The sequence below is a fragment of the Pantoea sp. sgz302252 genome (genome assembly GCF_042610525.1).
Taxonomy (GTDB): Bacteria; Pseudomonadota; Gammaproteobacteria; order Enterobacterales; family Enterobacteriaceae; genus Erwinia.
The window spans coordinates 342275-354657 of record NZ_JBHDVM010000001.1; the positions used below are offsets into that span (position 1 = coordinate 342275).

The 12383-nt window shown below is 53.3% G+C and carries 11 protein-coding genes; 7 read left to right on the plus strand and 4 right to left on the minus strand.

Annotated elements, in window-relative coordinates; genetic code table 11:
- Positions 1–84: 84 nt before the first annotated feature.
- Both ACETPC_RS01610 and ACETPC_RS01615 read left to right on the plus strand, forming a co-directional pair.
- Positions 85–948 carry a PHP domain-containing protein gene (locus ACETPC_RS01610; RefSeq protein WP_380177984.1) on the plus strand — a complete coding sequence of 288 codons (864 nt, stop codon included), beginning with the start codon at positions 85–87 and terminating at the stop codon, positions 946–948.
- A 37-nt stretch (positions 949–985) separates the two neighbouring features.
- Positions 986–1606: an L-threonylcarbamoyladenylate synthase gene (locus ACETPC_RS01615; RefSeq protein WP_380177986.1), complete on the plus strand. Its 621-nt coding sequence runs from the start codon at positions 986–988 to the stop codon at positions 1604–1606.
- 89 nt (positions 1607–1695) lie between these two features.
- Here ACETPC_RS01615 and ACETPC_RS01620 read toward each other — a convergent pair whose 3' ends face one another.
- The gene (locus ACETPC_RS01620; RefSeq protein ID WP_380177988.1) at positions 1696–2319 is read right to left on the minus strand and encodes a serine protease; all 624 of its coding nucleotides are present in this window, start codon (positions 2317–2319) and stop codon (positions 1696–1698) included.
- An 874-nt stretch (positions 2320–3193) separates the two neighbouring features.
- Here ACETPC_RS01620 and rluB point away from each other — a divergent pair.
- Complete coding sequence (rluB, locus tag ACETPC_RS01625; protein ID WP_380177989.1) at positions 3194–4060, plus strand: 23S rRNA pseudouridine(2605) synthase RluB; 867 nt, start codon at positions 3194–3196, stop codon at positions 4058–4060.
- Positions 4061–4344: 284 nt separating this feature from the next.
- On the opposite strand, the gene cobO is transcribed toward rluB, so the two are convergent.
- Entirely contained in the window at positions 4345–4929 is a 585-nt protein-coding gene (gene cobO / locus ACETPC_RS01630; protein ID WP_380177991.1) for a cob(I)yrinic acid a,c-diamide adenosyltransferase, read from the minus strand.
- Positions 4929–5684, minus strand: a complete 756-nt coding sequence (locus tag ACETPC_RS01635; protein WP_380177993.1) for a YciK family oxidoreductase — start codon at positions 5682–5684, stop codon at positions 4929–4931. Before ACETPC_RS01635 ends, cobO begins: the two co-directional genes overlap by 1 nt.
- A 194-nt stretch (positions 5685–5878) precedes the next feature.
- Here ACETPC_RS01635 and sohB point away from each other — a divergent pair, with 194 nt between their 5' ends.
- Complete coding sequence (gene sohB, locus ACETPC_RS01640) at positions 5879–6928, plus strand: protease SohB (protein ID WP_380177995.1); 1050 nt, start codon at positions 5879–5881, stop codon at positions 6926–6928.
- Between the two features lie 26 nt (positions 6929–6954).
- Here sohB and ACETPC_RS01645 read toward each other — a convergent pair whose 3' ends face one another.
- On the minus strand, positions 6955–7203 hold the full coding sequence (locus ACETPC_RS01645; protein ID WP_380177998.1) for a DUF2498 family protein: 249 nt from the start codon (positions 7201–7203) through the stop codon (positions 6955–6957).
- A 398-nt stretch (positions 7204–7601) separates the two neighbouring features.
- Between ACETPC_RS01645 and topA the strand changes: the two genes are divergently transcribed.
- The 3 genes from topA to ACETPC_RS01660 all read left to right on the plus strand — a co-directional run bounded on the left by topA (position 7602) and on the right by ACETPC_RS01660 (position 12033).
- Positions 7602–10223, plus strand: coding sequence for a type I DNA topoisomerase (gene topA, locus ACETPC_RS01650; protein WP_380178000.1), 2622 nt, complete (start codon positions 7602–7604; stop codon positions 10221–10223).
- A 178-nt stretch (positions 10224–10401) separates the two neighbouring features.
- A complete protein-coding gene (cysB, locus tag ACETPC_RS01655) occupies positions 10402–11376 on the plus strand; it encodes an HTH-type transcriptional regulator CysB (RefSeq protein ID WP_380178002.1) in 975 nt (324 codons plus the stop codon).
- A 498-nt stretch (positions 11377–11874) separates the two neighbouring features.
- A complete protein-coding gene (locus ACETPC_RS01660) occupies positions 11875–12033 on the plus strand; it encodes a YmiA family putative membrane protein (RefSeq protein WP_380178004.1) in 159 nt (52 codons plus the stop codon).
- Positions 12034–12383 lie beyond the last annotated feature (350 nt).

Sequence of the window (12383 nt, forward strand, 5' to 3'; positions counted from 1 at the left end):
TGACTGAAAAGTCAATACTCTTTTTCACCTGGCGCCGATAACGCGTATTATGCTGCGACCTTTTTAGCGTTTTCCGGAGTCGTTTTGTCTGCAACCCCGCTTAATCCCTGGCCCATCTACGATTTGCACAGCCATACCCGCGCTTCAGACGGCCTGCTAACGCCGGAAGAGCTGGTGCTCAGAGCCGTTGAGCACCGCGTCGGCGTGCTGGCTATCACCGATCATGATTCGGTGGATGGCATAGAAGCGGCCCGCGAGGCTATCGCAAAGCATCAGTTGCCTTTACGGCTTATCGCAGGCGTGGAAGTTTCTTCGCTATGGGAAAATCATGAAATTCATATTGTCGGCCTGGGCGTGGACAACCAGCATCCTGTACTGACACAGTTTTTGCAGGAGCAGAGCGATCGCCGTATGGAGCGAGCGCGGCTGATTGCTGAAAGGCTGGAAAAAGCGCGCATTCCCGGCGCGCTTGAGGGCGCGCTGGCGCTGGCCGACGGCGGAGCCATCACTCGCGGCCATTTCGCCCGTTTTTTAATCGCGCAGGGCAAAGCCGATAATATGGCGCAGGTTTTTAAAAATTATCTGGCGCGCGGTAAAACCGGCTACGCGCCGCCACAGTGGTGTACAATTAAACAAGCTATTGATGCCATTCATCATTCTGGCGGTCGCGCGGTACTGGCCCATCCGGGCCGCTACGGGCTTTCCGCTAAATGGCTGAAGCGTCTGATCGCCCACTTTAAAGAAGAGGGTGGCGACGCGATGGAGGTCGCACAGTGCCAGCAGGCGCCCAACGAGCGGACGCAGCTGGCACGTTACGCGCAGGATTATCAGCTGGCCGCGTCGCAGGGATCTGATTTTCATCAGCCCTGTTCGTGGATCGAGCTGGGAAAAAAATTATGGCTGCCGGCAGGCGTGGAAGCCGTCTGGCTGCGCTTCCCTGAAATTTAATCCGTTCGCCCGCTGCGCGACGGAGTTGAGGTTAACAATGAGTCAGTTTTTTTATATACACCCGGAAAATCCCCAGCCGCGCCTGATCAAGCAGGCCGTAGAGCTGTTGAACAAGGGCGCCGTTATCGTCTATCCCACTGATTCCGGCTATGCGCTGGGCTGCCGGCTGGAAGACAAAAACGCCATGGAGCGCATCTGCCGCATCAGGCAGTTGGACAGCGATCATAACTTTACGCTGGTTTGCCGCGATCTGTCTGAGCTTTCTACCTATGCTTACGTGGACAACACCGCGTTTCGCCTGATCAAAAATAATACGCCGGGTAATTACACGTTTATTCTCAAGGCGACCAAAGAGGTACCGCGTCGTCTGATGAACGACAAGCGTAAAACGATTGGCCTGCGCGTGCCGTCAAACCCGGTAGCGCTGGCGCTGCTGGAGGCGCTAAATGAACCTTTAATGTCGACTTCGCTGATGCTGCCGGGTAATGATTTTACCGAATCGGATCCAGAAACGATTCAGGAAGAAATAGGCAAACAGGTGGATTTAATCATGAATGGCGGCTATCTGGGACAGCAGCCGACCACGGTCATCGATCTGACCGAAAATACGCCACAGGTAATTCGCGAAGGCGCAGGCGACGTGAAGCCTTTTCTCTGAATAATGCGCGGCTCGCCGGTCAGCAGGCGAGCCATTAATAAAATAAGCATTAGTTCATCACTGGGGCTTAAGGTAAAATTAAGCTTTCCTTAAGAAGTGGTTTTCTGTAACCAATCCTTGAAGTCTTCATAAGGAATATAAAGCGAAACATCTTTCAGCGGGCCGCCAGCTTTATGGCGTTTAATTTCATTGGTAAAACCGACAATAACGCCGCCGATAGTATCGTCTTTGTTATAAACCGCACCGCCCGACATGCCTTTCACTACGCCCGCGTTAGAAGCCATCGCCACGCAGGGACGCTTATTCCACTCGTTGCGAATACCGGTTAGCGCCAGATTCACGCCGGAAGATTCCACCGGCATCGCGGTAATAAAGCTGTAGCCATACATTTTAACCGGCGCGCCGATTTCGCCTTCGCGGAATTTCGGCAGGGTTTTTATGTCGTTTTTATGGTAGATAATTGCCAGATCGCAGTAAGGATGATAGGCCTTAACGCGCTGTACCGAGAGCTTCGCCACGTGAGCGGCTGTCAGGCTGTACTCTGGCGTAATCGGAATGCTGGTGCCCAGCGAGCCAACGCCAAGCACGGTAGGGATGCCGGTAAAGTTCATATCGACACGTTTCAGGGCTTCGCTGCTGTACTCATATTTGCCTACAGAGCAGCCGGTCAGCGTCAGCAAAGCCAACGCCGCCAGGGGCATTATTTTTTTCATAATAGTCACGCTTATTCGGGCACGTCAGTAAATCCCTGGTGAGAACTGACGACGTGCAAGGCCGATGCCGATCGAAACCGGCGTTTTTCAGGGAGTCTGGCTCCCCTGTTTTTTGAAACTAATGTTTACTGCAAAATAGTTTTTTTACTTAACTTAAATTTTAATACGACTGCTTAACAGTTCATATATCAGGCTCTCTTTGGCCTGGGTGAATTCTACACAATCCTATTAATGGATCAAATAAATATAGGCGGGAAAATAAGGAAAGTGGTCAGCGTGAAGAACTAACTCAATCTGGTGCTAATATAACCTGCTTATTTAACGCTCTGTTTAGCTGTTATTTGTATGGTTTGTGTTAAGTCAGCTTTAAGCACTGGTATAATGGTAAAAGCTGGTTTTAACATCCAGAAAACATTTTGCTTAAAGGATTCAACTTCTGCGCAGCGAAAAAATTTGGCTTTATTTTGGATTATTTTCGGTAGCGGCGCAGTATCGGCAGAAATTACCCGAGCTTTAATTTCGCTTAATATAGCTGGCTAATTATTAACAGGGTAATAACATTTGCCTTAATCATGTTCTGAGAAGCGTGAATTAAATTGGCTTAGGGAAAGCGATTAGGTAAGCAAAAGCAATCAATAAAATGATTAGCGGGATTAACGGCGATGAGGGTAAAGCACGGCACGATACCTCCGCGGTTTTTTCCCGTTCGGACAGGCCGGTAGCGTTATCAATAGCCGATAACTTAGTGTAGAATGCGCTTCCCCTGAAAATGAGGCGAGCGTTACGGGCCATCTACCGTAAAAAAACCTTGCCTCCTGAGTAGCGGCACCTATTCATCTGATGACGCCTGGGAAGGCGACAAAGAGGCAGCGCCATGAGCGAAAAATTACAGAAAGTCTTAGCGCGCGCCGGGCACGGTTCCCGCCGCGAAATTGAAACCATGATTTCTGCCGGACGCGTCAGCGTGGACGGCAAACTGGCCACGCTGGGCGACCGCGTAGAGCCGAGCAAAGCACTGAAAATCCGTATCGATGGCCATCTGGTTTCCATCGCGGAATCCACCACCGAAGTATGCCGCGTGCTGGCTTATTATAAGCCGGAAGGCGAACTCTGTACCCGTAACGATCCTGAAGGCCGTCCTACCGTATTCGACCGTCTGCCAAAATTGCGCGGTGCGCGCTGGATCGCCGTAGGGCGTCTGGATGTTAACACCTGCGGCCTGCTGCTGTTCACCACCGATGGCGAGCTGGCTAACCGCCTGATGCACCCAAGCCGCGAAGTCGAGAGGGAATACGCTGTACGCGTCTTTGGTCAGGTAGACGACGAGAAGCTGAAGCAGCTGAGCCGCGGTGTGCAGCTGGAGGATGGCCCGGCATCGTTCAAAACGCTGAAATTTACCGGCGGCGAAGGCATCAACCAGTGGTACAGCGTCACGCTGACCGAAGGCCGCAACCGCGAAGTGCGCCGCCTGTGGGAATCCGTAGGTGTGCAGGTCAGCCGCCTGATCCGTACCCGCTACGGCGACATCACGCTGCCGAAAGGGCTGCCGCGCGGCGGCTGGACGGAGCTGGAGCTGGCGCCAACTAACTACCTGCGCGAGCTGGTCGGTCTGCCGCCAGAAACCACCAGCAAGGTAGCGCTGGAGAAAGATCGCCGCCGCACCAAGGCTAACCAGATCCGTCGCGCCGTGAAGCGCCACACTCAGGTCAGCGGCAATCGCCGCCCGGCCAGCAAGCGTTAAGCAAAAAGGGCGAAGAGATTCGCCCTTTGAGGTTGATGACAAACCCCAGGTCGCGTTTAAATCAGTGACAGAGCAGCAGAGGCAGATCGGAACACGGACACGCCGTAAATACTTCCATGTAGGCTCGGTTGGCGCGTCCATGCGCCAAACGGTCCGTTTATCCGCTCAGCCTCTGCCGCTATCAAGCTGCGGAGTTGCTATAAAAAAACTGATGTTCACTTAGGCTTTTTTAGCTTTGTCAGCAGTCTCAAAGGGCGAAGAGATTCGCCCTTTTTTATGCGCAGTTACCAGTCAATACCTTGCTGCGCCTGGATGCCTGCATCGAAAGCGTGCTTCACCGGACGCATCTCAGTTACGGTATCCGCCAGCGCCAGCAGCTCGCGATGACAGCCTCGGCCGGTGATAATCACGCTTTGATGAGGCGGGCGATTACCCAGCGCAGCGATAACTTCCTCCAGCGGCAAATAGTCAAAGCTCACCATATAAGTCAGTTCATCCATTACCACCAGATCCAGCGTCGGATCGGCCAGCATGCGTTTGCCGTGCTGCCAGACTTCCAGGCAGGCCGCCGTATCGGTTTCGCGATTTTGCGTATCCCAGGTAAAGCCGGTCGCCATCACCTGAAACTCTACGCCGTGCGGTTCCAGTAAATTACGCTCGCCGTTAGGCCATTCGCCTTTAATAAACTGGATCACGCCCACGCGTTTCTGATGGCCGACAGCACGCGCGGCGGTGCCGAAAGCAGCGGTAGTTTTTCCTTTGCCGTTGCCGGTGAACACCATCACAATGCCGCGCGTTTCGGTCGCGGCAGCGATGCGCGCCTCGACTTTTTCTTTCAGTTTCTGCTGGCGCTGCTGGTGGCTACCCATTACTCCGCCGCTCCGGGCTTGCGGCCCGGCTGGGCATCGAAACTTTTGCCGGTTTCCTGGCAGTCTGCGCCCATTGCGTAAAGGTAGGTTGGCATAATATCCGCAGGCGTTTTCAGCTTATCGGCATTCTCCTCAGGAAACGCGCTGGCGCGCATTTTGGTACGCGTGCCGCCGGGATTAATGCAGTTCACACGTAGCTGCCCGCGATACTCCTCGGCGAACACCTGCATCATACCTTCGGTAGCGAATTTAGAAACGGAGTAAGCGCCCCAGCCCGCGCGACCCTGACGGCCAACGCTGGAGGAGGTGAAGACCAGGGAACCGTTTGGCGATTTCAGCAGCAGCGGCAGCAGCGCCTGAGTCAGGAAAAAGGTGGCATCGACGTTAACGCGCATCACCTGCTGCCAGACAGCGGGATCCTGCTGCGCCATTGGCACCACGTCACCCAGCAGCCCGGCGTTATGCAGCACGCCATCCAGCCGGTCAATCTGGCCGGAGAGCTTATCCGCCAGCTGGTGGCAGGCTTCCGGCGTGGCGCTGTCCAAATCCAGCGTAAAAAATAGCGGGGCGGCTTTGCCGCTGGCGGCTATCTCATCCGCTACGGTTTGCAGTTTCTGCACGTTACGGCCCAGCAAAATAACCTGCGCGCCATGGCGGGCATAGGTCACAGCGGCTTCGCGGCCAATACCGTCGCTGGCGCCGGTAACAAGAATAATGCGGTCGTTCAGCAAGTTGCTGGCAGGTTGATAATCCATTGATGAGCCTCTGGCGATTCTTAGTGCGAAAGGCTACAGGGTACCGCTGCTGCTGCCCGGACCGCAACCGCCAGACGCTTTTATGCCTGGTCTTTGCGCGGCACGGCCGTCTTAAAACGGATCCGGGCGACGCCGGTCGCTGACTCAGCTACACTAGTCACTGATTTAATTGGATGTTAAACAAGGCGGAATGCGTGGAACTACTCTCTTATTATGGGCTTTTTCTGGCCAAGACGGTCACAGTGGTCGTGGCGATTGCGGCCATCGCTATTCTGATCACCCACCTGGCCGTACGTAAACGCAGCCAGGATGGCCAGCTGCGCCTGACGCGGCTCAATGAAGCATACCAGGATATAAAGGATGAAATGGCGCTGGCAAGCATGAAGCCGCAGGACAAAAAGCGCTGGCACAAAGAGCAGAAGAAAAAAGAAAAACAGCAGGCGAAAAACGCCAAAGCCGAGGCCAAACAGGGGATCAAACCCGCTGAAAGCAAGCCTACGCTTTACGTAATGGATTTCAAAGGCAGCATGGACGCCCATGAAGTCGCTTCGCTGCGCGAAGAAATTTCAGCGGTGATGACCGTAGCCAGACCTCAGGATGAAGTACTGCTGCGCCTGGAAAGCCCCGGCGGCGTAGTGCACGGTTACGGGCTGGCATCTTCCCAGCTCCAGCGCCTGCGCGATAAAAATATTCGCCTGACCGTAGCGGTAGATAAAGTAGCCGCCAGCGGCGGTTACATGATGGCCTGCGTGGCCGATCGCATTGTGGCAGCGCCATTTTCAATCATTGGTTCAATTGGTGTCGTCGCGCAGATCCCTAACTTCAACCGCCTGCTAAAACGCAACGAGATTGACGTGGAATTACATACCGCTGGCGAATACAAGCGGACGCTGACGCTGTTCGGCGAAAACACCGAACAGGGCCGCGAAAAATTCCGGGAAGATCTCAACGAAACACACCAGTTGTTCAAAGAGTTCGTTCATCGCATGCGTCCAACGCTGGATATCGACAGCGTGGCAACAGGCGAGCACTGGTTCGGGACTCAGGCGCTGGAAAAAGGGCTGATAGATGCCGTTGGCACCAGCGACGATCTGATTATCGACCAAATGAAAGATCGCGAAGTCATCGCCGTCCACTATGTGAAACGTAAAAAGATGATGGATCGTTTCACCCAGAGCGCCAGCCTCAGCATTGAACGCCTGCTGCTGCGCCTCTGGCAGCGCGGCGAAAAACCGCTGCTGTAATGACGAAAGCGCCCGCTCAGCGGGCGCTACGCCTCTAAATGATAAAGCGGCGACAGCTCAGTGGCTAAAAACTTAAAAACGTTAAACACCGTCGTGCTTTTCTTGCCCGGCAAACCTTGCTCATCCAGAAAATAATCGCCGCGAAACACCAGCACATCGCCTTTTTGCTCAACATCGGTAGCCTGCAGGCCCGGGAAAAAATCGTCGTGGGCGGCGATCAGCTCGTTGGCTTTTTGCAGCAGGCTGGCTTTATCAATGGCCTGAGTTTGCTTCACAGAATGCTCTCCTTTATAGAAGGGGGTAGTGAGCGGTATATTACGCCGCGCTGCCGCAAAATCTCAATGTTCAAAGGCATCTGGCGGCGCTCACGCTTTTATCTGTCCGGCTGGCGTAATCCGACAGCTGATGCTAATTAAGTTGCGTATCAGATTTTATCAGGTACAGTGTGGGCGTTTCGGGTTCCGGGCGTAAAACTGGCTTTACGCTTTGTTAGTGATTCGCTTAACAGGTTGTAAAAGGTGTCGTTAATCAGCCAGTTGGCTTTCTGGACGGAAAGCGTTAACAGGGAAAGCGCCGGGGGTTCGCCGTCGGCCATGCAGGTTATCACGCGCTGGATTGCCCCAGGCTTTCGGCACAATTTACTCTCGGATGTTTTAATCAGGTAAAGGTAAATATGGGTAAAGCTCTCGTAATAGTTGAGTCCCCGGCAAAAGCCAAAACAATCAATAAATATCTCGGAAACGACTACGTGGTGAAATCCAGCGTCGGTCATATCCGCGATTTGCCGACCAGTGGATCAACAGTTAAAAAGAGCGCTGACTCTACAACCAGTAAAACCACCAAAAAGGTGAAGAAGGACGAAAAAACGGCGCTGGTCAGCAGGATGGGCGTCGATCCTTACCACGGCTGGGAAGCTAACTATCAAATCCTTCCCGGCAAAGAGAAGGTAGTATCCGAGCTGAAGGCGCTGGCGGAAAATGCCGACCACGTCTATCTGGCAACCGACCTTGACCGCGAAGGGGAAGCCATAGCCTGGCACCTGCGGGAAGTGATCGGCGGCGATGATTCGCGCTTCAGCCGCGTGGTATTCAACGAAATCACCAAAAATGCGATTCGTCAGGCTTTTGAAAAGCCGGGCGAACTGAATATCGATCGGGTTAACGCCCAGCAGGCGCGCCGTTTTATGGATCGCGTGGTGGGCTATATGGTCTCGCCATTGCTGTGGAAAAAAATCGCCCGTGGACTGTCGGCCGGACGCGTCCAGTCGGTTGCCGTACGCCTGGTAGTTGAGCGCGAGCGCGAAATCAAAGCCTTCGTGCCGGAAGAGTACTGGGAGCTGCATGCCGATTTGAACACGCCGGAAGGCACGCTGCTGCCGATGGAAGTCACGCATCAGCACGACAAGCCTTTCCGCCCGGTTAACGGCGAACAGACTCAGGCTGCCGTCAGCCTGCTGGAAAAAGCGCGTTATCAGGTCACCGACCGCGAGGACAAGCCGACCAGCAGCAAGCCCGGCGCGCCATTTATTACTTCCACTTTGCAGCAGGCGGCCAGTACCCGTCTGGGCTTTGGCGTGAAGAAAACCATGATGATGGCGCAGCGTCTCTATGAAGCGGGTCATATCACCTATATGCGTACCGACTCTACCAACCTGAGTCAGGACGCGGTGAGCATGGTACGCGGCTATATTGAGAACGAATTCGGCGAAAAATACCTGCCGAAAGCAGCCAATACCTACGCCAGTAAAGATAACTCGCAGGAAGCGCACGAGGCGATCCGCCCTTCGGATGTCGCGGTGCAGGCCGAACAGCTGAAAGATATGGAAGCCGATGCGCAAAAGCTCTATCAGCTGATCTGGCGTCAGTTCGTTGCCTGCCAGATGGTTCCGGCACAGTATGATTCCACCACGCTGACCGTGACCGCTGGCGATTTCAAACTCAAGGCGAAAGGCCGCACGCTGCGCTTCGATGGCTGGACAAAAGTTATGCCCGCGCTGCGCAAAGGCGACGAAGACCGCACGCTGCCAGTGGTAGAAGTCGGCAAAGAGCTGGCGCTACAGCAGCTTAAGCCAAGCCAGCACTTTACCAAACCGCCGGCGCGTTTTAGCGAAGCCTCGCTGGTACGCGAGCTGGAAAAGCGCGGCATCGGTCGTCCTTCCACCTATGCGTCGATTATCTCCACTATCCAGGATCGCGGCTATGTGCGGGTGGACAGCCGCCGTTTCTATGCCGAGAAAATGGGCGAGATAGTTACCGATCGGCTGGAAGAGAATTTCCGCGAGCTGATGAACTACGATTTCACCGCGCACATGGAAAACAGCCTGGATCAGGTCGCCAACAACGAAGCGCAGTGGAAAGGTGTACTGGATAAGTTCTTCGCAGATTTCAGCCAGCAGCTGGAAAAGGCAGACAAAGATCCGGAAGAGGGCGGCATGCAGCCTAACCAGATGGTGCTGACCTCGATCGACTGCCCGACCTGCGGCCGCAAGATGGGCATTCGTACCGCCAGCACTGGCGTCTTCCTGGGCTGTTCAGGCTACGCGCTGCCGCCGAAAGAGCGCTGCAAGCAAACCATCAATCTGATCCCTGAGAATGAAGTACTGAATATTCTCGAAGGGGAAGATGCGGAAACCAACGCGCTGCGCGCACGCCGCCGCTGCGCAAAATGCGGCACAGCAATGGACAGCTACCTGATCGACAATCAGCGTAAGCTGCATGTCTGTGGTAACAATCCGAGCTGTGACGGCTACGAAATCGAGCAGGGCGAGTTCCGCATCAAAGGCTATGATGGCCCGATTGTAGAGTGCGAAAAGTGTGGTTCCGAAATGCACCTGAAAATGGGGCGCTTTGGGAAATACATGGCCTGTACCAACGACGAGTGTAAAAACACCCGTAAGATCCTGCGTAATGGCGATGTGGCGCCACCGAAAGAAGATCCGGTGCCGCTGCCAGAACTGCCCTGCGAAAAGTCGGATGCTTATTTTGTGCTGCGCGACGGTGCGGCAGGCGTCTTCCTGGCGGCCAACACCTTCCCGAAATCAAGGGAAACGCGTGCGCCGCTGGTGGAAGAGCTGCAGCGCTTCCGCGATCGTCTGCCAGAAAAACTGCGCTATCTGGCCGATGCCCCGGTTGCTGATGAAGAAGGCAATAAAACGGTAGTGCGTTTTAGCCGCAAAACCAAACAGCAGTACGTCAGTACCGAAAAAGAAGGCAAAGCCACGGGCTGGACGGCGTTTTACGTCGACGGCGAATGGCAGGTAACCGAAAAAGCGGCCGCCAAAGCCGGTAAAAAATAGTACTCCGGGCCGACAGCCGTCGGCCCGTTTTTTCTCTCCCCGCATATACATTCCAACCAGCTTTGGTATGATTGTTATAGATATACCTTTCCTTATTATAAAATCGCATTAGGCCAACAAGCTGTGCGTTTGTTTGCACGGGCTGTCGGCGCGCGGCGCCAAACTGGACGGATCAACTATGAAATTGCAGCAGCTGCGTTATATCGTTGAAGTGGTAAATCACAACCTTAACGTCTCCTCGACGGCCGAGGGCCTTTACACTTCGCAACCCGGGATCAGTAAACAGGTTCGTATGCTGGAAGACGAACTGGGCATCCAGATTTTCGCCCGCAGCGGTAAGCACCTGACTCAGGTAACGCCCGCCGGTCAGGAAATTATCCGCATCGCCCGAGAGGTGCTGTCGAAAGTAGAAGCAATAAAATCGGTGGCGGGCGAGCATACCTGGCCGGATAAGGGCTCGCTTTACGTTGCTACCACCCACACTCAGGCGCGCTATGCGCTGCCGAACGTGATCAAAGGCTTTATCGAGCGTTATCCGCGCGTTTCTCTGCATATGCACCAGGGCTCGCCAACGCAAATAGCGGAGGCGGTATCCAAAGGCAACGCGGATTTTGCAATAGCGACAGAAGCGCTGCATCTTTACGATGACCTGGTTATGCTGCCCTGCTACCACTGGAACCGTGCGATAGTGGTCACGCCGGATCATCCGCTGGCAGGTAAAGAAAAAGTCTCTATCGAAGAACTGGCGGAATACCCGCTGGTGACTTACACCTTTGGCTTTACCGGGCGTTCAGAGCTGGATACGGCCTTCAACCGCGCAGGTCTTGCGCCACGTATCGTGTTTACCGCCACGGATGCCGATGTGATTAAAACCTATGTACGGCTTGGACTGGGCGTGGGCGTGATTGCCAGCATGGCGGTAGACCCGGTTTCCGACCCGGATTTGGTCAGAATCGAAGCCACGGATGTCTTTACCTACAGCACCACGAAAATTGGTTTCCGCCGCAGCACCTTCCTGCGTAGCTATATGTACGATTTTATACAACGTTTTGCACCCCATTTGACCCGTGACGTCGTGGACACCGCTGTCGGCCTGCGCTCGAATGAGGATATCGAAGCAATGTTTAAAGATATTAAATTACCGGCTAAATAATTCCTCTCTTTACTATCCCGCTAACAGAGCCGCCGCGCGGCTCTGCGATTATCATTGGCCCTGCCTGTTATTGCGATTGATAAAATCTTTTTATTCTTTTTCGTAAATGACGCATTCATCACATGTTTTTCCATTGTTATTCATTAAATGCGAAACAGTACACATTTTTCAGCGGGCAACTTTGCGCACCTCCAGGATGATTCTCATACTCTGATTATCAGAGCGCGGCGAGGCCGCAACAAATGGGAGGATGTTAATAAATGCTGATTTATCAATGGTGCGGAAAAGCGGGCTGTGCCAGCTAATTTGGCTTAAGGTCTAACAGACTGAAAAAGTTTTGGTTAAGTCAGATCGACAAGTTTCATAAACTTTAATGAATACTATTAATCGTTCTGCATAATAAAAATAGCTGGATTTCGCGCCATAAAATGTTTAGGATTCCTCCTAATTTCTGATTGCTCAAAACAATCGTTTTAATGAGAGTGATTATCAAAAACTATGGCTAGCAGACTTACTGTAGAAACCGATTTCGGTCACAAAGCTTTAAAGGTTCAGCGTAACGGCAATCTGAGACGCAAAGCCTGGTTAGCGGTATTCGCCGGTTCAGCGCTGTTTTGGGGAGCTGTTGCAGTCGTGATTTGGCATATATGGGGGTAACGATGTACCTGCAGTATTTGAATCAAAAAACACAGCAAGCTGGCAAACTGAAGAAAGTGGATTGTAAAAGCAAGGCGAGAGAAGTTGTTATCCCGGAAAGCTGGGGCCTGAGCGAAACGCAACGCAACTTCATTAATTTTATGTCGGACAAAAGTAATAAAGCTTAAGGCTTACGCTTATTTCCGTTACCTTTTTTAACCATGACAATTATAAATATTAACTTTATTTAACAGGCCATCTATTTCTGGTCGGGGGCAAGCTGCGGCCCGCCATTGGCAAGTCAGCATTAAACGGTAAAACCTGCTCGCTGAAGCGGGAGGTTTTGAGGTAATACGTTTTGGTCGTAAAGA

Excerpts from the sequence above, each read along its gene's own strand:
- ACETPC_RS01660 (WP_380178004.1), top strand. The coding sequence starts at position 11,875 with ATGGCTAGCAGACTTACTGTAGAAACCGATTTCGGTCACAAAGCTTTA.
- cysB (WP_380178002.1), top strand. The coding sequence starts at position 10,402 with ATGAAATTGCAGCAGCTGCGTTATATCGTTGAAGTGGTAAATCACAAC.
- cobO (WP_380177991.1), bottom strand. The coding sequence starts at position 4,929 with ATGGGTAGCCACCAGCAGCGCCAGCAGAAACTGAAAGAAAAAGTCGAG.
- topA (WP_380178000.1), top strand. The coding sequence starts at position 7,602 with ATGGGTAAAGCTCTCGTAATAGTTGAGTCCCCGGCAAAAGCCAAAACA.
- ACETPC_RS01615 (WP_380177986.1), top strand. The coding sequence starts at position 986 with ATGAGTCAGTTTTTTTATATACACCCGGAAAATCCCCAGCCGCGCCTG.
- ACETPC_RS01635 (WP_380177993.1), bottom strand. The coding sequence starts at position 5,684 with ATGGATTATCAACCTGCCAGCAACTTGCTGAACGACCGCATTATTCTT.
- rluB (WP_380177989.1), top strand. The coding sequence starts at position 3,194 with ATGAGCGAAAAATTACAGAAAGTCTTAGCGCGCGCCGGGCACGGTTCC.
- ACETPC_RS01620 (WP_380177988.1), bottom strand. The coding sequence starts at position 2,319 with ATGAAAAAAATAATGCCCCTGGCGGCGTTGGCTTTGCTGACGCTGACC.